The following is a 23,574-nucleotide window of genomic DNA, read 5'->3' as shown; positions in this document are numbered from 1 at the left end:
GGGCATGGGTGGGTCAGACGAGGCTGACGCCGAGGGCCAGGAGGACGAAGCGGGCGGCGCGGCCGATCAGGACGCTCAGGCTGAAGGTGAGCACGCCCATCCGGGAGGCGCCGCCGATGAGGGCGACCCCGTACAGGGGCGGGATGCCGACCGACGCGCTCAGCAGCGTCACCGGGATGCCCCAGCGGCGGTCGCTCATCGCGTCCAGCAGGCGCTTGCTGACGTCGCGGTTCCACTGCACGAAGCGACCCCATCGGGTCTCCAGGTCGACCGCCTTCGGTTCCTTGGTCTTGCGCGTGGCGTACCCGGGCCGGTAGCGGACCGCCAGGAACATCGCGACCTTGCCGATCGTCTGCCCGACCGACACCCCGATCGCCGCGACCACCGGGTCCAGCGCTCCGGAGACGCCGACGCCGAGGACGTACGCCTCGGCGTTCATCACCGGGACGACGGCGGACCCGATCCCGAAGCCCACCGCCAGCGCCAACTGCCACAGCCACATGATCTCGAGGCTATGCGTCACCAGCACCGTTGCCACGCACCCCACCCCCACTGCCGGGCTGAACCAGGGTCCAGCCCCATCCACTCCCTGGCACCCTTGACGGCAACCCCTAGGCGGGTACGGCGGCCCGACGGCCGCGGAGGATGGTCAGCAGGCGGTAGGTGGACGCGACCTTCACGACCAGTGCGGCGATCGCGACGCCGTACGGGAGCCAGTGCGCGCCGGTGTGGTGCGCGACGATCAGTGAGATCACCACGGCGGCGGTGTTGACCGCCTTCGCCGGCTTGGACCAGTTCCACCGCCAGATCGGCCGGTCGACCTTGTAGAAGTAGTTGGGGCTGAGCGTGCCGGGCCAGAGCAGGAAGGCGAGCGACAGCATCGTGTCCAGTACGCCGAACTGGACCAGGAAGATGGCGAGCGGTCCGATGGTCGCGGGGAACGTCGCCATGAACGCGGCCGCCAGCAGGAACGAGCTGGCCCGGTCGCAGACGATGTCGAAGACCGCACCGGCCACGGACTCCTCGTCCCGGTAGCGGGCAACCGCGCCGTCGGCGATGTCGCCGACCCAGTAAGCGGCGTACCCGATCACCAGCCAGCTCAGCTGGCCGGTGCGGAACGCGATCGCGGCGATCACCATCGCAACCACCGTCCGCACCAGCGTGATGCGGTTCGGCACGCCCAGCAAGAGCGCGGGACGGACCGCCAAAGGTACTGGAGTAGTTGTGGTCATGGCGCCTCCCGGCCTGGACTGAGGAGCGGAGGGAGCGAAGCGACTGGAGCGACGAGTAGGGCAGGGAGTTGCAGCCCCATGGCCCGCCGCGCCGGAGGCGTGGCATCCAGCACAGCGACTGGAGCGACGAAGGAAGGCCGGGAGCCAAGGCGCCATGACCCTGCGGGCGCCGGAGGCCCGCCCGAAGGCACTGTGCTCATGCTGCCCTCAAGTTCTCGGGGTCGAGTGCGTCCCGGGTCTGGTTGCGGAGAAGGTGGCCGGCGGTGATGCCGCCGAGGACTCCGAGGAGCCAGCCTGCTGCCGTCAGGCCGACGGTGAGGACCACCGCGCTCAGCCGGAAGGGGTCGGCCGGTGCGCCGACCACGCGGGCCAGACCGAACAACGAGCCGAGGAACAGGCCCATCGCGAGCGCCGGTGCGGCGACCGCGGTCAACTGGCGGCGGATGACGCGCCGGACGAACCGGGCGTCGACTCCCAGCGCGGTGAGGCAGGCGAGTTGGCGGCGCTGGTCGACCAACTGGTCGGCGACGCCGACGATCAGTGCGGCCAGACCGGTCGCCGTGACCAGCAGCAGGCCGATGACGGCGAGCCCGAAGCCGGTGAGGTAGAAGATCGGTTCGCCGGCGATGTTGCGCGTGGTCCAGGACGCGGCGGCGCCGTTGCCCAGGGTGCCGATCAGGAATCCGCAGCAGGCGAGCAGCGTCGCCATCCGGGCCGGCGGCCGCGCGTCGGCGACCAGACGGACACCGGTCAACAGGTTGGCCGGGTCACCGGATCGGCTGAGCCGGCGTCCGATGCGGCGGATCCACAGCGAGGTGAGGCTGAGGAACGTCAGCGCCAGGCCGACGACCAGCACGGTCGAGGCGACATACCCGAACCAGCGGGCGGCGATCAGGCCGAGCCCGACCATGACCGGACCGGCGATGAGTCCAGTGCGCGGCTGCTGGGCCGGGCGCTCCGCGCGAGGTACCAGATGGTCCCGGTGCAACAGGTTGCCGATCAACGCACCTGCTGCCGTCATCACCACGACCACCGGGATCCAGACGAGCAGGTCCAGCAGCTCGGCACCCGGGAGCACCTGAGCCATCCGCGGCAGGGCGCCGAGCAGAAAGCTGAGCACCAGGTAGACCGGTCCCGCGAGCAGTCCGCCGGCCAGACCCGCGAGCGCCGCGTCCGTCACCGACAGCTGTCGCACCTGCCGACTGGACGCGCCGGCGAGCCGTAGCGCGGCCAGCCGCCGTTCCCGGGCCGCCGTACCGAGTCTCAATGCCTGTACAGCGAGACCGGCGGTCAGCGCGGACAGGATGATCAGGATCGCGATCAGTCCCGAGCGCAGCCCGCTCTCGGCGACGTAGTTGCTGTAGACGGTCGTGTCGAGCTCGCCGTCGCCCAGCCGTGCGATCCGCAGGGCACCGAGCAGGAACATCCCGCTGAGACCGAGCGCCGCGGTGGTCAGCTGGACGCGACTGCGGTCGGCGGGCGTGCGGGACCGTGCCAGCTGGACCAGCGTCTCGAGTGTCATCAGAGCGCGACCTCGTGCTGGATCACACCGTCGCGCAGCCTGATCTCCCGATCCGCCGACGCGGCGACGAGGTTGTCGTGCGTCACCACCACGAGCGCCGCACCGCGGTACCGCGACGCACGCAGCAAGACCTCGAGCAGCTCCTGCCCGGCTCGGCTGTCCAGGCTGCCGGTGGGCTCGTCGGCCAGTACGACGGATGGCCCCGTGACGAGCGCCCGTGCGACGGCGGCCCGTTGGGCCTGACCGCCGGAGAGCTCGGCCGGTACGGCGTCGGCCTCGTCGGCAACGCCCACCTGCTTGAGCCACTCGAGTGCGGCCTCGTGCGCCTCTGCGCGCTCGTGACCGTCCAGGAGCAGCGGCAGCGCGACGTTGTCGATGAGTGGGAGGTCCGGCACGAGCTGACCGAACTGCAGCACCACGCCGACCTTCGTACGACGGAGACGGGAGCGCTCGTCCTCCGGCAGGGTGGCCAGATCCTGCCCGGCCACCTGCACCGAGCCGGCGTCGGGTGTGAGGATGCCGGCGGCGCAGTGCAGCAACGTGGACTTGCCGCAGCCGCTGGCACCGGTGACCGCGACCACCTCCCCGGCCTGCACCTGGAGCGAGACACCCCTGAGCGCCGCGTTCCGCCGGTAGGAGTACTCGACACTGCTCAGCTCCAGCACTGTCATGGGCGAGTCTCTTTCTGTTCGGAGAGGTGTTCGAGCGCGCTGTCCAGCCAGCGAAGGTCGGCGTCCAGGTGGGCCACGATGTACTCGCGGACCAGTGGCGACGTGGGGTCGTCCTCGGTCGGCGTCTCCCGCAGTTCACGGATTCGGCGGAGGTGGCTCGCGCGCTGGCGGGCCAGGAACGCAGCCGCGTCGCCGCCGGTCCGGATGGCCGCGACCAGCTTCCGCAGCACCTCGTCCGCACTGCCCCAGGCCGGCGGCACCGGGTCGCTCAGCCAGTCCGCCAGGTGCTTGCGGCCCTTGTCAGTGAGGGCGTAGACCGTCCGGTCCGGACCGCCGCCGGAGGTCTTGTCGACCACCTCGACGAGGCCGTCCCGCTCCAGCCGCCCGAGCGTCGTGTACACCTGCCCGAACGCGAGCGGCCGCCCGTCCGGGAACCAGGCGTCGTGGCCGCGCTTCACGTCGTACCCGTGGGCGGGGTCGCGTGAAAGCAGTCCCAGCACCAGTTCAGCAGTGGCCATGAGTCGACTATACACCGCGTGTATGTACTGAGTGAATAGTTCGAGTTCCGGCCGATGCCGAGGTTCTGGGGTCCGGTCGGTAGGATTCAGCCGTCACCCCGGAACGAGACCTGGAGTAAGTCAGTGGCTCGCGTTGTCGTCGACGTCATGCTCAAGCCCGAGATCCTCGACCCGCAGGGCAAGGCGGTGCACGGCGCGTTCGGTCGGCTCGGCTTCGACGGCGTGGCCGACGTCCGTCAGGGCAAGCGGTTCGAGATCACCCTGGACGGCGAGGCGACCGAGGAGCGGGTCGCCGAGATCCGCAAGGCCGCCGACACGCTGCTGGCCAACCCGGTGATCGAGGACTACAGCTTGCACGTCGAGAGCGACGCCCGATGAAGATCGGGGTCGTCACCTTCCCGGGCTCGCTGGACGACGCCGACGCCCGGCGGGCCGCGGCGGTCGCCGGCGCCGAGCCGGTGGCCCTCTGGCACGCCGACGCGGACCTGCACGGCGTGGACGCGGTCGTCCTGCCCGGCGGGTTCTCGTACGGCGACTACCTGCGCGCCGGCGCGATCTCGCGGTTCGCCCCGGTGATGGAGACCATCATCAGCAAGGCCGGCGAAGGTCTCCCGGTGCTCGGCATCTGCAACGGCTTCCAGGTGCTGTGCGAGTCGCACCTGCTGCCCGGCGCGCTGATCAAGAACCACCACCGCAAGTTCCTCTGCAAGGACCAGCCGCTGCGGATCGAGAACAACCGCACCGCGTGGACGTCCGACTACGACTCCAACCACGAGATCACCATCGTGGTGAAGAACCAGGACGGCTCGTTCGTCGCCGACGAGCCCACGCTGGACCGGCTGGAGGGCGAGGGCCTGGTCGTCGCCCGCTATCTGGGCGTGAACCCGAACGGTTCGTACCGGGACATCGCCGGCATCACGAACGCCCGCGGCAACGTGGTCGGCCTGATGCCGCACCCGGAGCACTGCGTCGAGACCCTCACCGGCCCGACCACCGACGGCCTGGGCTTCTTCACCTCGGTGCTGAAGGCCGTCGTCGCCTCCTGATGAAGTCGATCGGGGTGCGGCGCCTGCTGGTCCGCACTCTCTTCCTCACTGTGGCGGTCCTCTCGGTCACCGCCGGTACGGCGGCCGCCCAGCCGAGTGACCTGCTGGCCAAGGTGGTGGTGATCGGCGTCCCCGGGCTGACGTGGAACGACGTCAAGGCGTCGCCCGAGCTGACCGCCCTGGTGAACCAGTCGCACGTCGGCTCGATCACGGTGAAGACGGCCGGACCGCACACGTGCCCAGTCGACGGCTGGCTGACGATCAGTGCGGGCACCCGTGCCTGGGGCAGCGTGGCCGACCAGCCGTGCGGCGATCTGCCCGCGGTATCCGGCGGCCAGGTCGCCGACTGGCAGACGTACGTCGACCGCCAGGCGGAGCACCACACCGGCGCACCCATCGGCCGCCTTGGCGCGAGTCGTGACCGGGTGTGCGGGTTCGGGCCGGGCGCGGCGATCGCGGTCGCGAAGCCGGACGGCTCGGTCTCGAACTGGCAGCCCGACTTCGACGCGGCCCGGCTTGCGAGCACCGACTGCGGTGACGCGTTCGTCGACGCCGGTGCGCTACCGCTCCGGGAAGGCCGGGAGGAGGCTCGTCGACAGGTCGCCGACCTGGTCACGCAGGCCCGCGCGGCCGACGGTTGGGTGCTGCTGGTCGGGATCAGCCAGGAGACGGCCGGCGCTCATCAGGAGCCGCTGGTCGCGCTGCAACTGCCACCGGACGACCGACCACGCTGGCTGACCAGTGACTCGACCCGCAGGTCCGGTCTGATCCAGCTCACCGACATCACCGCCACTGTGCTGCGCGGCGGGGCGAAAGCGGTGGATCCGGCCGGAGCCGAGAAGCCGGGACCGCTGGACGGCAACGAGATCCACTTCACCGGCGGCCTTCACACCGATGCTGCCGCCGTGATCGAGGAGCGGCTGGATACGAACGAGCGGTTCGAGCAGCCGCGGCCGATGCTCTTCGCGACCGCACTGACGATCCTGGCCGCGGAACTGATCGCGCTGGCCTGGTTCGTGATCACCCGCAGTCCGCTGTCGCGCCGTACGTTCGTCTTCACGCTGCTGACGCAGGGCGGCTTCTTCATTGCGGTCTTCCTGTCCACGGTGACCCTGTGGTGGCGGTGGCCCGCGCCGGCCCTTTCGTTGTACTGCGTGGTCCTCGGGATCAGCGCGGCGCTGGCCGCCGTGGCTCAGGTCGTTCTCGAACGCTGGGCGTTCCTCGGGATCGCGCTGGCGGCGTACTCGATTCTGCTCGTGGACGGTGTTCTGGGGACGCCGCTCCAGTTCGGCAGCATGTTCGCCGACGGGCCAGTGATCGGTGGGCGGTTCTACGGCTTCGGCAACTCGACCTTCGCCACGCTCGCGGTCGCTGCGCTCGTCACGGCCGGGTGGGCGGCGCAGAAGCTGGTCGAGACGAACCGGAAGCACGCTGCCCTCGCAGTGCTCGCCATCGGCGGTGCCGCCATCGTCGTGGACGGCCGGCCCGGCTGGGGGACGGACTTCGGCGGCATCCTCGCGCTGACGCCCGCAGTGCTGCTGCTGGCCTGGCTGACCTGGCGCGGCACCATCTCCTGGCGCGCACTGCTCGGTGTGGGTGTGGCCGGTGTGCTGGCGGTGACCGCGGTCGCCTTCCTCGACTACCTGCGGCCGGAGGACCAGCGCAGTCACTTCGGCACGTTCTTCGCCAGGTTGCTGGACGGCGAGGTGAGCGACGTGCTGATCCGGAAGGGCCAGATGGCTGTGCAGTTCTTCGACGGCTGGTCCGGATGGGCGATGCTGGCCGGTGTGGTGCTGGCGATGCTGGCCACCGTGTTGCCGGGCCGAGTGCCGTTTCCGGCGTACCGGGCCTTTCACACCAGCCTGCCGATGGTCCGGCCGACCCTGCTCGCGCTGTCGGCCTGCGGCCTGGTCGGCATGTTGATCAACGACTCCGGTGTGGCGCTGCCCGCGATCATGACCGGGTTCACCCTTCCACTGCTGGTGGCCCACCTGGTGGCCGCCGAGCAGCCCACTACCGTTTCACCTGAGTCCCACCTAGTGCAGGAGTCCTAACGTGTCGCCTGAAATGTCCGCAGACACCGTCAGCAATGCCGGCAACACACCTGACGTCGAGCAGCCCTGGGCCGAGCTCGGACTGAAGCCGGACGAGTACCAGCGGATCCGCGACATCCTGGACCGCCGGCCGACCAGCTGTGAGCTGGCGATGTACTCGGTGATGTGGAGTGAGCACTGCTCCTACAAGTCGTCCAAGGTGCACCTGCGCCGGTTCGGCGAGATCCCGCAGGAGACGCCGGCCGGGAAGATGCTGGCCGGGATCGGCGAGAACGCCGGCGTGATCGACATCGGCGAGGGATACGCGGTCACCTTCAAGGTGGAGTCGCACAACCACCCGTCGTACATCGAGCCCTACCAGGGCGCGGCCACCGGCGTCGGCGGCATCGTCCGCGACATCCTGGCGATGGGCGCCCGTCCGGTCGCCGTGATGGACCCGCTGCGGTTCGGCCCGCTGCACGCCGACGACACCAAGCGGGTGCTGCCCGGCGTGGTGTCCGGGATCGGCGGCTACGGCAACAGCCTCGGCCTGCCGAACGTCGGCGGTGAGGTCGTCTTCGACCCGACGTACCTCGGCAACCCGCTGGTGAACGCGCTCTGCGTCGGCGTGATGCGGCACGAGGACCTGCACCTGGCGAACGCGACCGGTGTCGGCAACCGGATCATCCTGTACGGCGCCAAGACCGGTGGCGACGGGATCGGCGGCGTCTCGGTGCTGGCCAGCGAGACCTTCGCCGAAGGTGGGCCGACCAAGCGGCCCGCGGTCCAGGTCGGCGACCCGTTCATGGAGAAGCTGCTGATCGAGTGCACCCTCGAACTGTTCGCCGCGAACGTGGTCGAGGGCATCCAGGACCTCGGCGGGGCCGGGTTGTCCTGCGCGACCTCGGAGCTGGCCAGCGCGGGTGAGGGCGGGATGTACGTCTCGCTCGACAAGGTCCCGCTGCGGGACGCCTCGCTCGCGCCGGAAGAGATCCTGATGAGCGAGTCGCAGGAACGGATGATGGCGGTCGTCACGCCGGACAACGTCGAGGCGTTCCTGAAGATCTGCGCCAAGTGGGACGTCCAGGCGGACGTGATCGGCGAGGTCACGAACACCGGGCGGCTGCAGATCGACTGGCACGGTGAGCGCGTGGTCGACGTACCGCCGCGGACCGTCGCGCACGAGGGCCCGGTGTACGAGCGCCCGTACGAGCGCCCGGCCTGGCAGGACGAGCTGCAGGCCGACGGCGCCGAGAAGTTGCCCAGGGCAACCACTGGTGCGGAGCTGCGGGACACCCTGCTGACGCTGGTCGCGTCGCCGAACCTGTGCGATAAGTCCTGGGTCACCGACCAGTACGACCGCTACGTGCTGGGCAACTCGGTGCTCGCGCAGCCCGAGGACAGCGGGATGATCCGGGTGGACGAGACCAGCGGCCTCGGGGTCGCGGTGTCGACCGACTGCAACGGCCGGTTCGCCAAGCTGGACCCGTACACCGGCGCCAAGCTCGCGCTCGCGGAGTCCTACCGGAACGTCGCGACCACGGGTGCCCGCCCGGCCGCGGTGACCGACTGCCTGAACTTCGGCTCGCCCGAGGACCCGGCGGTGATGTGGCAGTTCGCGGAGGCGATCCGCGGACTGGTCGACGGCTGCATCGAGCTGGGCATCCCGGTCACCGGCGGCAACGTGTCGTTCTACAATCAGACCGGCGAGACCCCGATCCTGCCGACCCCGGTGGTCGGCGTCCTCGGCGTGATCGACGACGTCTCCCGGCGGACGCCGATCGGCTTCACCGCCGAGATGGAAGGCCACCAGCTGTACCTGCTCGGGGAGACCGAGGAGGAGCTGTCCGGGTCGGAGTGGGCGAACGTCGTCCACGGTCACCTCGGCGGCCGGCCGCCGGCGGTCGACCTGGCCGCGGAGCAGCAGTTGGCCGACATCCTGATCAACGCGTCGCGCGACGGCCTGATCGACGCCGCGCACGACGTCAGTGACGGCGGTGTCGCCCAGACCCTGGTCGAGTCCGCGCTGCGCGGCGGGGTCGGTGCGCGGGTGTGGGCGCCGGACGGGCTGGACCCGTTCCTGTTCCTGTTCGCGGAGTCGGCCGGCCGCGCGGTGGTCGCAGTACCGCGGACCGAGGAGGTCCGGTTCACCGACATGTGTACGGCGCGCCGCTTCCCGCACGTGAAGATCGGCGTGATCACCGGGGACTCGCTGGACGTCCAGGACCAGTTCGAGGTATCGCTGACCGAGCTGCGCACCGCCTGGACCCAGACCCTTCCGGCGGCGCTGAACTGATTCCTGGCCGGCCTTGGGCCTGCCGCTTCGTCTGGCACACTCGAAGGGGACGAGTGAGGTGAGGGATGGCGGAGCGGCGGCCGGTCAAACCGGGTGAGCTGATGGGCCTTGCGGCAGCGGCCGGGCAGGAGGCCCGGCTGGTGGCTGCGCGGCGCCGGATGGCGAACATCCGGCTGACCGACGAGGAACGCCGGATCTGCACCGACGAACTGGCCGAGCAGTTCGCGATCGGACGGCTGGACGAGGACGAGCTGCACCGGCGGGTGGACCGGCTGAACGGCGCCGTCACCCACGGCGACCTGCAGCCGATCTTCGCCGGACTGCCGGCACCTTCGCTGTACCCGCCCGGGCAACGGAGGCCGAGCCGCTGGCGGTGGGCGGCGTTCGCCGGCGCGGTCTGGCTGGCGGTGCCCTTCGTGCTGACCGGCCTGGTGTTCCTGGTCTTCGGCCGCGAGCTGGCGGCCGCGGCCTTCGGCCTGCCCGCCCTGCTCTGGACCTTCGTCGCCTACCGCTGGGCGGCCGGGAAGGGCAAGCGGTCCCGCCGATCCTGAGACCGACGGGAGCGCCCGGCGCGAACCACGTCCGCCGGGCGTGGTGTCCGCCACCCGGTGAATCCATTTCACCCTGCGGGTGTTGCGGAACTAGCCTGTGGGGCGTGGAGGCTGTGTTGCGGCTCGCGGTGCCAACGGACGGATCGGCCGTCGCGGAGTTGGCGCGTGCCTCGGTGCGCGAGCTGTTCCCGGCGTACTACGACGCCGCGCAGACGGCCAGTGCGGCCGAGCACATCACCACCCTCGACCAGGCGCTCATCGACGACGGCACGTACTACGTGCACGAAGCCGGTGGCGAGGTCGTCGCCTGCGGCGGCTGGAGCCGGCGCAACAAGCTCTTCAACGCCAGTACGGCGGGCGCCGACGAGCGACTCCTGGACCCGGCGACCGAGCCGGCCCGGATCCGGGCGATGTTCGTCCGGAGCGACTGGACGCGGCGGGGGCTCGGCCGGGCGATCCTGACGGCTTGTGTGGACGCGGCCCGGGCCGAGGGCTTCACCCAGCTCGCCCTGATGGCGACTCTGCCCGGCGTACCGCTGTACAAGGCCTCCGGGTTCACCGAGGTCGAGACCGTCGAGCTGACCATGCCGGACGGCGTACTGCTCGGTGGTGTAGCAATGGAACGCCCCGTCGATCTCCCGGACAAGGAGAGCTACTCATGAACGAGCGGAGCGAGTTCATCATCCAGTACAGCCCGTCTAGTGCCTCATCGGCGCCCGGAGCGAAGCGAGGACGACGATGAGTTCAGGCACCACCGTCGTCGCGCCGGACGGCACCGAGGTCGTCCTCGGTGAGATCGGGACCCGCGTCCTGCTGAAGAACTCGCGGGTCCGGGTCTGGGAGGTCTCACTGCAGCCGGGTGAGGCGCAGGGCTGGCACCTGCACCACAACCCGTACGTCGTCCTGTGCCTGTCGACCTCGCCGTGTCACATGGACTGGCTGGACGGCAGCCCGGCGCGGTACCTCAACGAGACCGTGGGCGGCTCGGTCTACCGGCCGGTGTCGCCGGTGCACATGCTCACCAACGACGGCGACGCGCTCTACCTCAATCGCCTCATCGAGGTGCTCGACCTCGGCGAGGAGGCGTCCGGCGACCCGTACTTCGGGATCACCGGTGTACCGGCCGACGCCGGGTTCGAGCAGGTCGGTGAGGTCCCGGCCAAGGTGGTCGTCGACGAGGACGAGGTACGCGTGCAGCACGTCACTCCGGACGCGGGGGAGTCCTACAGGTGGCACACGGGTGCGTACCCGGCGCTGGTGGTCGACCTCGACCTGGACAACCCGGACGTGACGTACCTGGAGCCCGGTGAGAGCTACACGCTGCCCGCCAAGGACACCCGCACGTCCGGCTTCAACCTGGTCGAGTTGCTGTACTACCGGCGTACCAACTGACGTACTTCGGCCGCATCGCGGGCGTTGAGGACATCCGGCACCTTGGTGAGGTCCGTCTGGCGTAGCAGTGCCTTGACCAGCGGGATCTGCGGGCCGACGGCGCTCAACTCCTGCACACCGAGGGCTGCCAGCAGGACGGCACTCTGCGGGTCGCTGGCCAGGTCACCGCAGACCGCGACCCGCACCCCGGCCTTGCGGACGACCCGGTCGATCAGTCGCAGTACGGCGGGATCGAGGCCGTCGGCGAGAGCCGCGACCGCGGAGTTGGTGCGGTCGGCGGCGGTCGTGTACTGCGTGAGGTCGTTCGTGCCGATGCTGACGAAATCGAGGCCGACGGCGAGGGTCTCCACGCGGAGCGCGGCGGCCGGGACCTCGACCATGATGCCGACCTCCAGCCCGTCCGGCCGCGAACCGAGCTCGTCCAGCGCCCACTCGACCTCGTCGGCGGTGGTCACCATCGGGAACATCACGTGCACCGGCGTCTCCGCTGCGATCTGCCGGATCGCCTCGAGTTGGTCGCGGAGCAGCTGCGGCCGCCGCCGGAACACCCGCAGGCCGCGCTCGCCCAGGAACGGGTTCGCCTCGTGGTCCTGCGGCAGGAACGGCAGCGGCTTGTCCCCGCCGATGTCCCAGGTCCGGATCGTGATCGGCTTTCCCCGCAGCGCGTCCGCGACCGCCCGGAACCGCTCCACCTGCTCGGCGACGGTCGGGGCGGTCCGCCGGTCGCCGAAAAGCACCTCGGTCCGCACCAGGCCGGAGCCGTCGGCACCCCGTGCGTCGGCCGCGTCCCGCACCGCGCCGACGTTGACCAGGACGTCGATCGTCCGGCCGTCGAGCGTCGTCGCGGGCTGATCGGCCTGGGCGGCGGCCTGTTCACGCTCGGCCTGCCGCTCGGTGATCGTCGCCCGTACGGTCGCCTCGTCCGGCGCGAGCTCGAAGGATCCGGTCCGTGCGTCGAACGCCACGACCGCCCCCGCCGGTACGTCGACGCCGCCGATCCCGGTGATCAGCGGGATCCCGCGGGACCGCGCCACGATCACGCCGTGACCGGTGGTCCCGGCCGCACGGACGGCGATCCCGGCGATCCGTGCGGCGTCGACGGTCGCGGCCGTCGCGGCGTCCAGCTCGGGCACCACGAGGATCCCGTCGGTCGCTTCCGCGGTCACGTCGCCGGTGAGGATCCGCAGGACGCGGTCCCGGACCGATCGCACGTCCTGGGCGCGTTCGCGCTGGTAGGCGTCGTCCAGTCCCTCGAAGGTCCGGGCCAGCCGGTCGTAGGTCTGCTTCCACGCCGCGGCGGCCGGCGTACCACCGGCGATCGCGGCCTCGATCTCGCCCCTGGGCTTGCGGTCCCGCAGCATTGCGAGCTGGGCGTCGAAGATGCCGCCGTGGTCATCGCTGCGGTCGCGAAGCTGCTCGAGCTCGCCGGCGGCCGTGGACACGGCCTTGTCGAGCCGGCCGGGCTCGTCGTCCCCGGGCCGGTAGCCGCTCAGGTCCACCTCGGCGTCCACGACGATCGCCGGTCCGATCGCCACGTCGAGCCCGGAGCCTCCCGCTGTGGCCGTCGGTTCGGCGGGCGTGTCGCCGAAGTTCTCCGCGGCCAGGTCGGAGATCGCGGCCAGCACCTCCGCGGCCTGCGGACCGGCGGCGCCCACCTGGAGGCGATGGCCCTGCTGGGCGTTGAGCGTCGCGACCATGCTGAGGCTGCCGGCGTCGACCGGGCCCCGGCCGGTGTCCAGGTCGGTCAGGCTGACGGTCGCGTCGAAGGCGTTGACCACCGCGACCAGCCGCGCCGCCGGGCGGGCGTGCAGGCCATGCTCGTTGCTCACCACAACTTCATTGGTTCGCTCGGCAGCGGCCACTGCGGTTGTCTGCACCGGCTCGGCGTCACCGAGGTGCTCCTGCTTCGCTGCCAGCCCCCGGGCGGCCTCGGCCACCACGGCGTCGAGTGAGGCGCCGGTCGACGCGGTGACCACGGCCGCGACCAGCCCCTCCACCAAGGGCGCGCTCGACAGTCTCACCCGCTCGGCGACCTCGGGGTCGACGAACTCCAGCGCCAGCTCGGCGCTCAGGATCGCGCTGCCCAGGTCGAGCAGGACCAGTACGCCGTCCGGGCTGTCGGCCGCCGTGATCGCCTCGGAGACCGCCGCCGCGTCCGTGCCGAACGTCGTCTCGTCCAGCCCGGCCGCCACCGCGATGACCGGACGGTTGTCCTCGGCCACCATCTCCGCGGCCAAGCCGACGGCGGCCGTCGCGAGTGCACGGCTGTGGGACACGACCACGATTCCAATCACCGTGTCACCACCGCGAAGCCCGGCCGGACGCCGTCGGCACCGTCATGCCAGCGTGCGGGCGGCCGACTCGAGCAGCAGCGTCGTACTGGTGGCACCAGGGTCCTGGTGTCCGGCACTGCGCTCACCCAGGTAGCTCGCGCGGCCCTTCCGGGCGACCAGCGGGACAGTCGCGTCCCGGCCCTTCGCGGCCGCTTCCGCGGCCGCCGTGAGGGCTCCGGCGAGATCCGATCCGTCCGCGACGGCGGCGTCGTACGCGTCCAGGGCCGGCGCCCAGGCGTCGTACATCGTCTTGTCGCCGAGCTCGGCCTTCCCGCGCTGCAGGATCCCGCCGACACCGGCCCGGAACGCCTCGCCGACCGCCTCCGCGGTGATCGGCGAGACGCCGGCCAGCGCGGTCCCGAACCGCAGGAAGAACGTGCCGTACAGCGGCCCGCTCGCCCCGCCGACCTTGCTGACCAGCGTCATCCCGGCCTTCTTCATCAGCTCGTCGACAGACTCGAACGAGCTCTCCTCCAGCAACGCGACGACCGCCTGGAACCCGCGGTCCATGTTGGCCCCGTGGTCGGCGTCCCCGATCGCCGAGTCCAACCCGGTCAGGTACGACGCGTTGTCGTGCATGGTGCTCGCGGCGTCGCGCAGCCAGCTGACGAAGGTGCCGACTTCCATGCTCACACGCCCCAGCGTAGGCCGGGGGTGTTCACCGGGGCGTCCCAGAGGCGTACCAGTTCGTCGTCCGCCTTGAGCAGGGTGACCGAGCAGCCGGCCATCTCCAGCGAGGTGATGTAGTTGCCGACCAGTGAGCGGGCGACGGTGATGCCGGCCCGGTCGAGGAGCTGGGCGACCTCGTTGTACATCAGGTACAACTCGATCAGCGGCGTACCCCCCATGCCGTTGACGAACGCGATCACCGCGTCGCCCTGCTGGTACGGCAGGTCGCCGACGACCGGGTCGACCAGCATGGCGGCGATCTCACTGGCGGGTGCCAGTGGCAACCGTTGCCGGCCGGGCTCGCCGTGGATGCCGATGCCGACCTCCATCTCGTTGTCGGCCAGCTCGAAGGTCGGTTTGCCCGCCGCCGGGACGGTGCACGAGGTGAGCGCCATTCCCATGCTGCGGCCGTTGTCGTTGACCCTCGTGGCCAGGTCGGCGACCTCCTGCAGCGAGCGGCCCTCCTCGGCCGCGGCGCCGACGATCTTCTCCAGCAGCACGGTCACGCCGACGCCGCGGCGGCCGGCCGTGTACAGGCTGTCCTGGACGGCGACGTCGTCGTTCGTCACCACCGACAGCACCTCGGTGCCGGCGTCGGCCGCGGCCAGTTCGGCGGCCATCTCGAAGTTCATCACGTCGCCGGTGTAGTTCTTCACGATGTGCAGCACGCCGGCCCCGGCGTCGACCCCCCTGGTCGCCGCCATCATCTGGTCCGGCACCGGGGAGGTGAACACCTCACCGGCGCACGCGGCGTCGAGCATCCCGAGCCCGACGAACCCGCCGTGCATCGGCTCGTGCCCCGAGCCGCCCCCGGAGATCAGCCCCACCTTTCCCGGCCTCGGTCCGTCCTTGCGGTACACGATCCGGTTCTCGTGATCCACCCGCAGCCGATCCGGATGCGCTGCCGCCATCCCCCGCAGCGCCTCACTCACAACATCACCAGGTTCGTTGATGAGCTTCTTCATGCCCCCATCTGAGCACAACCGAGCCGCCGGCGGGAGGGTCCTCTCCTCAGTCCTTCGGACGGAGCAGCGGGCGGACGACCTCGCGGGCGTCGTGGATCCGGGACTTGACGGTCCCGAGCGGCGCGCCCACCTCGGCGGCGATCTCCTCGTACGACAGGCCGTAGACGTCTCGCAGGACGAGCGGGGTGACCATCTGCGGACGGTCCCGCTCCAGCGTCTCGAGCGCCTCGAGGAGGTCCAGCCGGGTGCCGGCGATCACGCTGGTGGTCCGCGGGTCCGGCCGTTCCATCGTCTCCGGGTTGTGCGCCGCCTGGGCGCTGCGCTTCAGCTTGCGGTACGTCGACCGCGCCGAGTTGGCGGCGACCGAGTGCACCCAGGTGGAGAAGCTGCTGCGGCCGGAGTACGTGTGGATCTTGGTGGCGATGTTCAGCAGTGCTTCCTGGGCCGCGTCCTCGGCGTCGGCGGAGTACGGCAGCACGCTGCGGCAGATCCGCAGTACGCGCGGGTGGACCAGCCTCAGCAGGTCGTCCATCGCGTGCTTGTCCCCGCCCCTGGCGCGCTCTGCCAGGACTCCGAGGTCGTCGGTCGGACCGCTGCTGTCGCTCATCTGTGCCTTTGCTGTCATCGGGCCCCCGGCATGGGACTCCCACTGATCCATAATGCCCTGTATGGGGGTCCCGAGCAGACTAGGCCGCTACGTCGTGCGACGACGCCTGGGCGCGGGTGGTTTCGCTACGGTGTGGCTCGCTCACGATGAGCAACTGGACGCCGAGGTGGCGATCAAGGTCCTCGCGGACAACTGGGCGCACGACGACTCGGTCCGCCGCCGGTTCCTCGAGGAGGGCCGGTTCCTGCGCCGGGTCGAGTCCGAGCACGTCGTCCAGGTCCACGACGTCGGCGAGCTCGAGGACGGGCGGCCGTTCCTCGTGCTCACGTACGCCGATCGCGGCACGCTCGCCGACCGGCTGAGGAACGAACCCCTGCCGCTGGCCGAGGCCGTCGACGTCGTCGTCCAGGTCGGCCGCGGCCTGCAGGCCCTGCACCGGCGCGGTCTGCTGCACCGGGACGTGAAGCCCGCGAACGTCCTGTTCCGCAGCACGGACGAGGGGGAGCGGGCCGTCCTGTCCGACCTCGGCCTGGGCAAGTCGCTCGACGAGGCGTCGCGGATCACGATGCCCGGCGGCACCCCGTCGTACGTCGCTCCCGAGCAGGCGATGGGGGAGCGCCTGGACCAGCGCGCCGACCAGTACTCGCTCGGTGCCGTCGCGTACGCCGCGCTGACCGGACGCTCACCACACCAGGTCGACGGCCTCGGAGCGGCCTCCCGGGTCAAGGCGCCGTCTCCGCCGAGCACGCTCGGGTTCCTCCTACCGGAAGTGGTCGACCTGGCGATCGTCCGCGCCCTCGAACCGAACCGGGAGAAGCGCTGGCCGGACGTCCAGTCGTTCACCCGGGAGCTGGTCGGCGCAATGAACGAGACCACTCACGGCTTCGTGCCGTCCACGTTCGCCGTCCGCGAGACCGGCGCGGTCGCGGGCGTCGGTGAGAACACCGCACTCAGCGACGAGAACAGGCCGACCGTCGTCAGAGCCTCTGCGCCGGCCGAGACCGCCGCAGCAACCGGGCCGCCGGCTGCCGAATCGACCGCCTCTGGTGCGGTGACGGCCGGGCCGCGGAGGCGTCGGCGCGGTCGCTGGCTGCTCGCCGCCGTACTCGCCCTGATCGTCGGCGGCGGTGCCGGCTTCTTCGGCCAGCGGTACCTGGCGGACCGCGAGGTCGTCCCGATCTCGAAGGGCGACATCTCGGTGCAGATCCAGCGCGGCTGGGCGAAGTCGGTGGCGGAGTCCCAGTGGCGGCCGCCGGGCAGCAGCAAGTCCTACCCGGCGCTGCGAGTGAGCCGCGAGGACGACTGGTCGCTGAACAGCGTCGGCGTCTTCGTCGGGATGACCGACGCCCGGGACGCGAAGCTCGCGGTCGCGGACGCCGCCCAGTTCGGCTGCTTCACCACCGAGGAGCCGACGGTCAGCAACGACAACGGCAACGTCACGACCGACCAGTTCTCCACCGGATGCGGCGACAGTCGCAGTATGCTCCTCCAGCGAGTCGTGGACACGGGGACCACCGGCTCGAGGCTCGTCCAGGTGCTGGTGCCGGCGGGGGAGTCCCGCGACCGTGCCCTGGAGATCGCCCGATCGGTTTCCGTCGGCGGCTGACGAGCACCCGGCCAGTCCAGTCTGCTCCGAGGAAGTCCCTGATGCGTTTTCCCAGCGAACGGTTCCGGCCGTCGCCTGCCTTGGTCCAGTCCGCCCGGCGCCGGTTCTACCGCCTGCGCTCCACCATCTTCCGCACCATCTGGCCGATCGACTGACGCCTCCCCGCGCTGGGTACGTCGTACTGCGTGATCGACGGTTTCGCCGAGTTCGACGTACGGTGTCCGGGGCAACGATCCACGGCCGGACAGTCGGCGGCGGCCCACCGACCTGCTCCACAGCTCGGCTAGTGGGTCTGGTCGTTCCTCGCGGCACCGGGGCCGATCCTGGATACGCTGATCGCGCAGGCACCTGAGTTGTTGGTCAACCACCTGCTCGACGGCCGGTCTGCCGCCGACGACGTCCCCGGGCCTCGATCCGGGCCGGGGCACTTCATGGCCGAGGAGGTACCGGAGACGCTCGGGCGGCTAGCGCCCTTCCTCCGCGAGGTCCGCGACCAGGCCGTAGTGGTCGCTGGGGACGGCTCCGGGCTGGTCGAAGATGCGGGTGCAGTCGAGGATGGGGAGGGTCGGCCGTCCGCGTGGTCCGCAGCGGACCAGGATGTGGTCGATGCCGCGGAACGGCCACTCCTCGTCGACGAAGTGCGGGTTCTCCTCGACGTACGTCTCCAACCGCTCGTCCGGACGGATCGCCTCCCAGGCGCTGCGGTAGCAGACACTCAGGTCGTCGAGCATGTGCCGCCCGGTCCAGAACCGCAGGCTGTCCGACGAGTCCTCCGCGTCCAGGTCGCCCGCGACGACCACATGACCGGGCAGCTCCTCGAGGTGGCGTGCGAGCAGAACGGTCTGCAGGCACCGCTCCCGTTCATGATCGACCTGGTAGTCGGGAAAGTGGTTCGCCACCCACACCCGCCCGAACGGCGCCAGCACCTCGGTCACCAGCGCCGTGCAGGCGAAGTCGCCCGTCCGGTCGGTCACGTTGAGATCGAACTCCAGCACCTCGCCGATCGGCCACCGGCTGGCCGTCGTGATCCCCTGGCCGTCGGACTCGCGTTCGGACGAGTGAGCCAGGTGGTAGCCGTCCCCGAGCATCGCGGTCACCTGGTCGACGTCCGCGGTCAGGATCGTCTCCTGCAACGTCAGCACATCGGCATCCAGATCCCGGAAGCCCTTCTGGAAAAGCGGCAATCGGGCTTCCCAGTCACCTCGGATGCCCCAGACGTTGAGCGTTGCCAGTCGCATGATCAGTTGGGCTGCCTTTCCGCGTCGAGCGGTCTGTCACGTCGTACGACAGTCTCGCTCGCCTTGTCGAGGATCGCGAGCAGGGCCTGCTCGTCCTGGGGGAGGCCGGTGGAGCTCATCTCGACGGCGCACAGGCCGCTGTCGTCGGCGACCCAGCGGACGACGACGTAGCGCAGCGTCGGGACCGGTGCGAGCGACGCGGGTGGGACGTAGGTGTAGGCCAGGGTCGCGTACTTGCCCTCGACCGTGCTGGAGACGTAGGTGACCATCTGGTCCTTCGGGAGCCGGTCGAGCTGGTCGATCCGTGCCTGCATCGACGCGGCCGGCGGCCGCTGGATGGTGAATCCGGCCTCGATCCGCAGCCAGCGCTTGCTGGTCGGATCGGTGTACCGGGCCGTCCGCGGCGGATCCGGCTGAGTCATGCCCCAGTTGGCCGGCACGCGCGCCGAGACCTGCGACTCGTAGACGTCCTTCACCGTGAAGGAGCGAGTCTTGTACCGCAGGTCGTCGGCTTCGAGCGGAGGCGAGTTGTCGGGTACGACCTCCCGCGGCGGGAGCGATGGTGCCGGAGTGCTCGAAGGCGCCGGTTTCGGCCGCACGGTCCCCAGCGGAGCCGCCGTCCCCGCGGCGACGGCCGAACTGTCGACCGCCGTCAGCAGGCCGAGTCCGTAACCGCCGGCGCCACCGAGAGCCATGATCGCCACCAGCCCGGAACACAGCAGAGCGCCTACCGTCCTCCGACGAGCCACGCCTGCGTCACCTCCCCGGACCTTGGCCTACTCCCCGGAGACACCGTAGCCCGCCGCCGGGTTGCCGCGGCCCGGTAACGATTCCGTGAAACCGCTCCGGCTCAGTTGGTCTCGCGGACGGTCCGGGTGGCCTGGTGGAGGACTTCGTCCAGGCCCTTCGCGTCCTGGGGAAGGCCGGTGATGCTCATCTCGACCGTGGTCCGGTCGTCCTCGCCGGTCGCGACCCAGCGGACGATGACGTAGCGGCGGGTCTTGTTCGGGATGTAGGTGTAGACGAGCGTCGACACCGCCCGCAAGCGGCCTTCGTCGTCCTCGACCTGCTCGTCGGTCTGGCTGAGGATCCGCAGGTCGTTCTCCGGCGCCTGGCTCTGGCGCAGGCCGACGACGAGTTTCTTCCGCGAGTCCGTGGTGGTCTCGGTCGGCTCGACCGCCTCGACCCGGACAGCGCGCTCGTTGCGCGGATCCAGGAACTTCACCTCGGCCGGCGCATCCGGATCCTTGGTCAGCCGCCAGCGGTCCGGGGTCTTGATCGAGATCTGCACCGGCTGCTGTCCCGCGGGTCTCACCGTGAAGAGGTGGCGCTCGTAGGACAGGCCGGTCTCCAGCGCCGCCAGGTCGTTCGGCACCGGGGTCTTGACCGGCACCGTCGGCTCGGACGGCGCGACCCCGCCGAGCGGTACGGCCTCGCCGGCCGCGGTCGGAGCGGGCTCGGTGTGGTCGCCGGTGTAGTAGCCGGCAGCGGCTCCGAGAAGGGTGATCGCGAGGATGCCGGTGACCAGAATCGGACGTTTCACCCGCGCACCGGTCCCGGCGTCACGCGACCCCGCCCGGTTCCGTCGCACGGCGTGATGGGGCGCAGCACGTCGTACGGCGTGCTGTCCGGCGGGGCGCAGGCGGTCGCGGGCACGGCGCCATCTTCTCAGGCGAGCCGGGCACCCGGACACCACCGGGTTCCGCTGCCCTTCTGAATCCTTTCAAGGAGGTCTTGACACCCCTCAGGGCCGTCCGTAGCGTCCCGCGTGAAGAAAGTAACACGATTTCTCGATTACTTCACACCATCAGGCGCTATGTCGAGGGGCGGCTCTCGTCCCGCGGCTCAGGAGGAACCCATGGCACTCGATCAGTCCGTCAGTCGGAGGCGTCTCCTGCAGCTGATGGGTGGCGCGGCCGCCGCCGGCACGCTGGCGGCCTGTGGTGGCAACGGCGGTTCGTCGTCGTCCGGCGGACAGGTGAAGGTGATCGGCGCCGGCAGTCAGGAGGCCGGCCTGCGCAAGGCGCTGGAGGAGTTCAAGAAGGCGAACTCCGACTTCGACTTCAACCTGTCGTTCTCCCCGGCCGACCAGTTGCAGACCGCGCTCCGCGCCCAGCTCGCGGCCGGCAACGCGCCCGACCTGCACGCGGTCTACCCGGGCAACGGCAGCGCGATGTCGATGGTCCAGCTGAGCAAGGCGAACCTGCTCGCCGATCTCAGCGACCAGGCCTGGACCCAGAAGATCCCGACCGGGTTCAAGGGCGCCTTCCAGAACGACGGCAAGACGTTCATCTTCTCGCCCGGCACCAGCGTGCTGGGCGCGATCTACAACAAGAAGGCGTTCGCCGCTGCGGGCGTCGAGCCGCCGGCGACCTGGTCGGAGCTGCTGACCGTCTGCGACAAGCTGAAGAAGAAGGGCATCGTCCCGATCGCCCTCGGCGCGCAGACCCCGTGGGTGACCCAGTTGATCGACTACGCGCTCGTGCCCGGCACGGTCTACGCCAAGACGCCGGACTTCGACGACAAGATGACCGCCGGCAACGCGTCGTTCGCCGACTCCGGCTGGGCCGACGCGATGGACAAGTACCTGGAGCTGCAGAAGAAGGGCTTCTTCAACGACAACCCGAACGGGACGACGTACGAGCAGGCCACCTCGATGGTCGGCACCGGCAAGGCCGCGATGGCCGTGCAGGTGTCCGCGGTCCTGCAGGCGTTCCGCGACGCGGCGCCGGCACCGGACGACCTGGGCATGTTCCCGTTCCCGGCCACCGACGTCGAGGCGGACAACTGGATCCCCGGCGGCGTCGTGGTCGGCATCGCGCTCAGCGCGAAGAGCAAGAAGGCCGACCAGGTGAGGAAGTTCATCGAGTACTGCGGCCGGCCGGAGACCGTGAACGCGTGGGCCGAGGCCGTCGCCTGCGTCCCGCTGTACTCCGACGGCGAGGCGAAGGTGGACCCGGTGCTGAAGCCGTTCCTGCCGTACCTCGAGGACGACAAGGCGGTCCCGTTCATGGACCAGCGCTGGCCGAACGCCGAGGTCCAGCCGACCCACTTCGCCGTCGTCCAGGAACTCCTCGGCGGCAAAACCACTGTCCAGAACGCCCTGAAGAAGATGGACGAGGCTTACCGGAAGACCGCATGACGGCGATCACCACAGCTGTCGGGCGGGAGGCTGCGAAGGCATCGCGGCGCCGCGGCGGTGGCATCGCGCCGCCGTGGTTCTTCGCGGCGCCGGCGCTGGTCGTGTACGCGCTGGTGATGTTGTACCCGAGTATCGCCGGCGCGGGCTCGGCCTTCACCGACTGGTCGGGGGTCGGTGAGCAGCGGACGTTCGTCGGGTTGGAGAACTTCAAGCAGCTGGTCCGCGACGACCAGGCGCTCGGTGCCTTGCGCAACACTCTGCTGCTGACCGTCGCGATCGTGGTGGTCCAGAACGGCATCGGGTTGCTGCTCGCGCTGGGCGTACACACCGGGATCAAGAGCCGGATGGCGTTGCGGGTGATCTTCTTCGCGCCGGTCGTGGTGAGTCCGGTGATGGTGTCGTTCCTGTGGAAGTACGTCTACAACCCGGCACCGGACGCGGGCCTCAACGCCGCGCTGGACGCGATCGGCCTCGGCGCGCTTCGGCAGGACTGGCTCGGCGATCCGTCGCTGGCGCTCTGGTCGGTCGCGTTCACGGTGATCTGGCAGTGCGCGGGGTACTCGATGGTGATCTTCCTGGCCGGGCTGGAAGGCGTGCCGCAGGAGCTGCACGAGTCCGCGATGGTGGACGGAGCCGGCACGTTCGCGCGGTTCCGGCACATCACCTGGCCGCTGCTCGCGCCGGCGACGACGATCAACGTGATGCTGTCGACCGTCGGCGGGCTGACGCTGTTCACCCAGATCATCGCGATGACGAACGGCGGTCCCGGCTACGCGACGGACACGCTGTCGACCGTGCTCTACAAGCAGGCCTTCGTGTACGGGAAGTTCGGCTACAGCACCGCGGTCGCGCTGGTGCTGGCGATCTTCGTCGCGGCGGTGTCCTTCATCCAGATCGGCTACCTGCGTTCGAGGGAGACGACGGCATGAGGACCGGTTACAGTCCGCGCACCCTGGTCCGCGAGCTCGTCATGGTCGCGGTCGCGATCGCGTTCCTGTTCCCCGTCTACGCGCTGGTCACACTGGCGTTCAAGGATCCGGCCCAGATCGCCAACGAGCCGTTGTCACTGCCGGACCCGCCGTCGGCCGGCAGCTTCGGGGAAGCCTGGCAGTCCGCGTCACTCGGGTCGGCCTTGCTGAACAGCACGCTGATCACCGTGACCAGCGTGGTCGTGCTGATCGTGCTCGGGTCGCTCGCGGCGTACTTCCTCGCCCGGACGGCGTCCCGGCTGAGCTACAGCCTCTACATCCTGTTCCTGGTCGGCATCATCCTGCCGTTCCAGCTCGGGATGATCCCGCTGTACCAGTTGGTCAACGACCTCGGGCTGCTCGGCACGTACCAGGGAATGATCCTGTTCTACACCGGCATCCAGCTGCCGTTCACGGTGTTCCTCTACACCGGGTTCATCCGCTCGCTGCCGGCCGACTACACCAACGCCGCACTGATCGACGGTGCCTCGCACCTGCAGGCGTTCGGGTACGTGATCTTCCCGCTGCTGCGGCCGATCACCGGCACCGTGCTGATCCTGAACGCCGTGCACATCTGGAACGACTTCTTCACGCCGCTGCTCTACCTGGGCGGCTCCGGGCGGGAGACCGTCCCGGTCCGGGTGTTCGCCTTCGTCAACGAGTACACCTCGGACTACGGGCTCGTCGCCGCCGGCCTGGTGCTGGCCGCGCTGCCCATCCTGGTGGTCTTCCTCGTCCTCCAGCGCTACGTCATCCGCGGCTTCTCCAGCGGCCTGAAGGGATAG

The 23,574-nt window shown here is 70.1% G+C and carries 23 protein-coding genes and 1 pseudogene; 11 read left to right on the top strand and 13 right to left on the bottom strand.

Annotated features, from left to right (window positions below; all coding sequences use genetic code 11):
* Positions 1–13 precede the first annotated feature (13 nt).
* The 5 genes from E1218_RS15100 to E1218_RS15080 all read right to left on the bottom strand — a co-directional run bounded on the left by E1218_RS15100 (position 14) and on the right by E1218_RS15080 (position 3,943).
* Positions 14–538, bottom strand: a complete 525-nt coding sequence (locus tag E1218_RS15100) for a YqaA family protein (RefSeq protein ID WP_233712241.1) — start codon at positions 536–538, stop codon at positions 14–16.
* 73 nt (positions 539–611) lie between these two features.
* The gene (locus tag E1218_RS15095) at positions 612–1,232 is read right to left on the bottom strand and encodes a CDP-alcohol phosphatidyltransferase family protein (protein WP_165949274.1); all 621 of its coding nucleotides are present in this window, start codon (positions 1,230–1,232) and stop codon (positions 612–614) included.
* 196 nt (positions 1,233–1,428) lie between these two features.
* On the bottom strand, positions 1,429–2,754 hold the full coding sequence (locus E1218_RS15090; RefSeq protein ID WP_132320476.1) for a hypothetical protein: 1,326 nt from the start codon (positions 2,752–2,754) through the stop codon (positions 1,429–1,431).
* Positions 2,754–3,425, bottom strand: a complete 672-nt coding sequence (locus E1218_RS15085) for an ABC transporter ATP-binding protein (RefSeq protein WP_132320474.1) — start codon at positions 3,423–3,425, stop codon at positions 2,754–2,756. Before E1218_RS15085 ends, E1218_RS15090 begins: the two co-directional genes overlap by 1 nt.
* A complete protein-coding gene (locus tag E1218_RS15080; RefSeq protein WP_132320472.1) occupies positions 3,422–3,943 on the bottom strand; it encodes a PadR family transcriptional regulator in 522 nt (173 codons plus the stop codon). The genes E1218_RS15085 and E1218_RS15080 overlap by 4 nt, the downstream gene beginning before the upstream one ends.
* Positions 3,944–4,066: 123 nt before the next feature.
* Here E1218_RS15080 and purS point away from each other — a divergent pair, with 123 nt between their 5' ends.
* The 7 genes from purS (at position 4,067) to E1218_RS15045 (ending at position 11,261) form a co-directional block, all read left to right on the top strand.
* On the top strand, positions 4,067–4,321 hold the full coding sequence (purS, locus tag E1218_RS15075; protein WP_132320471.1) for a phosphoribosylformylglycinamidine synthase subunit PurS: 255 nt from the start codon (positions 4,067–4,069) through the stop codon (positions 4,319–4,321).
* Entirely contained in the window at positions 4,318–4,989 is a 672-nt protein-coding gene (gene purQ / locus E1218_RS15070; protein WP_132320470.1) for a phosphoribosylformylglycinamidine synthase subunit PurQ, read from the top strand. The genes purS and purQ overlap by 4 nt, the downstream gene beginning before the upstream one ends.
* Positions 4,989–7,043, top strand: a complete 2,055-nt coding sequence (locus E1218_RS15065; protein WP_132320469.1) for a hypothetical protein — start codon at positions 4,989–4,991, stop codon at positions 7,041–7,043. Before purQ ends, E1218_RS15065 begins: the two co-directional genes overlap by 1 nt.
* Positions 7,044–7,056: 13 nt before the next feature.
* Positions 7,057–9,318: a phosphoribosylformylglycinamidine synthase subunit PurL gene (gene purL / locus E1218_RS15060; RefSeq protein WP_132320468.1), complete on the top strand. Its 2,262-nt coding sequence runs from the start codon at positions 7,057–7,059 to the stop codon at positions 9,316–9,318.
* A gap of 65 nt (positions 9,319–9,383) precedes the next feature.
* Entirely contained in the window at positions 9,384–9,869 is a 486-nt protein-coding gene (locus tag E1218_RS15055) for a DUF1707 SHOCT-like domain-containing protein (RefSeq protein ID WP_132320467.1), read from the top strand.
* A gap of 104 nt (positions 9,870–9,973) precedes the next feature.
* Positions 9,974–10,531: a GNAT family N-acetyltransferase gene (locus E1218_RS15050; RefSeq protein ID WP_233712240.1), complete on the top strand. Its 558-nt coding sequence runs from the start codon at positions 9,974–9,976 to the stop codon at positions 10,529–10,531.
* A gap of 76 nt (positions 10,532–10,607) precedes the next feature.
* Complete coding sequence (locus tag E1218_RS15045) at positions 10,608–11,261, top strand: cupin domain-containing protein (protein ID WP_132320466.1); 654 nt, start codon at positions 10,608–10,610, stop codon at positions 11,259–11,261.
* Here E1218_RS15045 and ptsP read toward each other — a convergent pair.
* The 5 genes and pseudogenes from ptsP to E1218_RS15025 all read right to left on the bottom strand — a co-directional run bounded on the left by ptsP (position 11,243) and on the right by E1218_RS15025 (position 15,835).
* Positions 11,243–13,090: a phosphoenolpyruvate--protein phosphotransferase gene (gene ptsP / locus E1218_RS15040; RefSeq protein ID WP_325052842.1), complete on the bottom strand. Its 1,848-nt coding sequence runs from the start codon at positions 13,088–13,090 to the stop codon at positions 11,243–11,245. The two genes, E1218_RS15045 and ptsP, sit on opposite strands and share 19 nt — an antisense overlap.
* 54 nt (positions 13,091–13,144) lie before the next feature.
* Positions 13,145–13,555, bottom strand: a pseudogene (gene dhaM, locus E1218_RS37285) (dihydroxyacetone kinase phosphoryl donor subunit DhaM); the annotation flags it as partial.
* A gap of 42 nt (positions 13,556–13,597) precedes the next feature.
* Positions 13,598–14,236, bottom strand: coding sequence for a dihydroxyacetone kinase subunit DhaL (gene dhaL, locus E1218_RS15035; protein WP_407657614.1), 639 nt, complete (start codon positions 14,234–14,236; stop codon positions 13,598–13,600).
* A complete protein-coding gene (gene dhaK, locus E1218_RS15030) occupies positions 14,224–15,228 on the bottom strand; it encodes a dihydroxyacetone kinase subunit DhaK (protein ID WP_132320463.1) in 1,005 nt (334 codons plus the stop codon). The genes dhaL and dhaK overlap by 13 nt, the downstream gene beginning before the upstream one ends.
* Before the next feature lie 46 nt (positions 15,229–15,274).
* Positions 15,275–15,835: an RNA polymerase sigma factor gene (locus E1218_RS15025; RefSeq protein ID WP_132320461.1), complete on the bottom strand. Its 561-nt coding sequence runs from the start codon at positions 15,833–15,835 to the stop codon at positions 15,275–15,277.
* A 52-nt stretch (positions 15,836–15,887) separates the two neighbouring features.
* Between E1218_RS15025 and E1218_RS15020 the strand changes: the two genes are divergently transcribed.
* The gene (locus E1218_RS15020; RefSeq protein ID WP_325052841.1) at positions 15,888–17,441 is read left to right on the top strand and encodes a serine/threonine-protein kinase; all 1,554 of its coding nucleotides are present in this window, start codon (positions 15,888–15,890) and stop codon (positions 17,439–17,441) included.
* Between the two features lie 464 nt (positions 17,442–17,905).
* Here E1218_RS15020 and E1218_RS15015 read toward each other — a convergent pair whose 3' ends face one another.
* The 3 genes from E1218_RS15015 to E1218_RS15005 form a co-directional block, all read right to left on the bottom strand.
* The gene (locus E1218_RS15015; RefSeq protein WP_132320459.1) at positions 17,906–18,679 is read right to left on the bottom strand and encodes an endonuclease/exonuclease/phosphatase family protein; all 774 of its coding nucleotides are present in this window, start codon (positions 18,677–18,679) and stop codon (positions 17,906–17,908) included.
* A 2-nt stretch (positions 18,680–18,681) separates the two neighbouring features.
* A complete protein-coding gene (locus tag E1218_RS15010) occupies positions 18,682–19,374 on the bottom strand; it encodes a hypothetical protein (RefSeq protein ID WP_132320457.1) in 693 nt (230 codons plus the stop codon).
* 155 nt (positions 19,375–19,529) lie between these two features.
* On the bottom strand, positions 19,530–20,222 hold the full coding sequence (locus E1218_RS15005; RefSeq protein ID WP_132320455.1) for a hypothetical protein: 693 nt from the start codon (positions 20,220–20,222) through the stop codon (positions 19,530–19,532).
* A 315-nt stretch (positions 20,223–20,537) separates the two neighbouring features.
* On the opposite strand from E1218_RS15005, the gene E1218_RS15000 reads away from it, so the two are divergent.
* Genes E1218_RS15000 through E1218_RS14990 form a run of 3 tightly spaced genes read left to right on the top strand, consistent with a single transcriptional unit; the run spans position 20,538 to position 23,574 of the window.
* Positions 20,538–21,821 (top strand): extracellular solute-binding protein, encoded by a 1,284-nt coding sequence (locus tag E1218_RS15000; RefSeq protein WP_132320453.1) that lies wholly within the window; start codon positions 20,538–20,540, stop codon positions 21,819–21,821.
* Positions 21,818–22,750 (top strand): carbohydrate ABC transporter permease, encoded by a 933-nt coding sequence (locus E1218_RS14995; RefSeq protein WP_132320451.1) that lies wholly within the window; start codon positions 21,818–21,820, stop codon positions 22,748–22,750. Before E1218_RS15000 ends, E1218_RS14995 begins: the two co-directional genes overlap by 4 nt.
* A complete protein-coding gene (locus tag E1218_RS14990) occupies positions 22,747–23,574 on the top strand; it encodes a carbohydrate ABC transporter permease (protein ID WP_132320449.1) in 828 nt (275 codons plus the stop codon). The genes E1218_RS14995 and E1218_RS14990 overlap by 4 nt, the downstream gene beginning before the upstream one ends.

Source organism: Kribbella turkmenica, assembly GCF_004348725.1.
Lineage (GTDB): Bacteria > Actinomycetota > Actinomycetes > Propionibacteriales > Kribbellaceae > Kribbella > Kribbella turkmenica.
This window is presented reverse-complemented; position numbering and strand designations above follow the sequence as displayed.

Bases quoted from the DNA above. Each gene is read 5' to 3' on its own strand.
- E1218_RS15095 (WP_165949274.1), bottom strand. From the start codon at position 1,232: ATGACCACAACTACTCCAGTACCTTTGGCGGTCCGTCCCGCGCTCTTG.
- E1218_RS15090 (WP_132320476.1), bottom strand. From the start codon at position 2,754: ATGACACTCGAGACGCTGGTCCAGCTGGCACGGTCCCGCACGCCCGCC.
- E1218_RS15085 (WP_132320474.1), bottom strand. From the start codon at position 3,425: ATGACAGTGCTGGAGCTGAGCAGTGTCGAGTACTCCTACCGGCGGAAC.
- E1218_RS15080 (WP_132320472.1), bottom strand. From the start codon at position 3,943: ATGGCCACTGCTGAACTGGTGCTGGGACTGCTTTCACGCGACCCCGCC.
- purQ (WP_132320470.1), top strand. From the start codon at position 4,318: ATGAAGATCGGGGTCGTCACCTTCCCGGGCTCGCTGGACGACGCCGAC.
- E1218_RS15065 (WP_132320469.1), top strand. From the start codon at position 4,989: ATGAAGTCGATCGGGGTGCGGCGCCTGCTGGTCCGCACTCTCTTCCTC.
- purL (WP_132320468.1), top strand. From the start codon at position 7,057: ATGTCCGCAGACACCGTCAGCAATGCCGGCAACACACCTGACGTCGAG.
- E1218_RS15055 (WP_132320467.1), top strand. From the start codon at position 9,384: ATGGCGGAGCGGCGGCCGGTCAAACCGGGTGAGCTGATGGGCCTTGCG.
- E1218_RS15045 (WP_132320466.1), top strand. From the start codon at position 10,608: ATGAGTTCAGGCACCACCGTCGTCGCGCCGGACGGCACCGAGGTCGTC.
- dhaK (WP_132320463.1), bottom strand. From the start codon at position 15,228: ATGAAGAAGCTCATCAACGAACCTGGTGATGTTGTGAGTGAGGCGCTG.
- E1218_RS15025 (WP_132320461.1), bottom strand. From the start codon at position 15,835: ATGAGCGACAGCAGCGGTCCGACCGACGACCTCGGAGTCCTGGCAGAG.
- E1218_RS15020 (WP_325052841.1), top strand. From the start codon at position 15,888: ATGCCCTGTATGGGGGTCCCGAGCAGACTAGGCCGCTACGTCGTGCGA.
- E1218_RS15015 (WP_132320459.1), bottom strand. From the start codon at position 18,679: ATGCGACTGGCAACGCTCAACGTCTGGGGCATCCGAGGTGACTGGGAA.
- E1218_RS15010 (WP_132320457.1), bottom strand. From the start codon at position 19,374: ATGGCTCTCGGTGGCGCCGGCGGTTACGGACTCGGCCTGCTGACGGCG.
- E1218_RS15000 (WP_132320453.1), top strand. From the start codon at position 20,538: ATGGCACTCGATCAGTCCGTCAGTCGGAGGCGTCTCCTGCAGCTGATG.
- E1218_RS14995 (WP_132320451.1), top strand. From the start codon at position 21,818: ATGACGGCGATCACCACAGCTGTCGGGCGGGAGGCTGCGAAGGCATCG.
- E1218_RS14990 (WP_132320449.1), top strand. From the start codon at position 22,747: ATGAGGACCGGTTACAGTCCGCGCACCCTGGTCCGCGAGCTCGTCATG.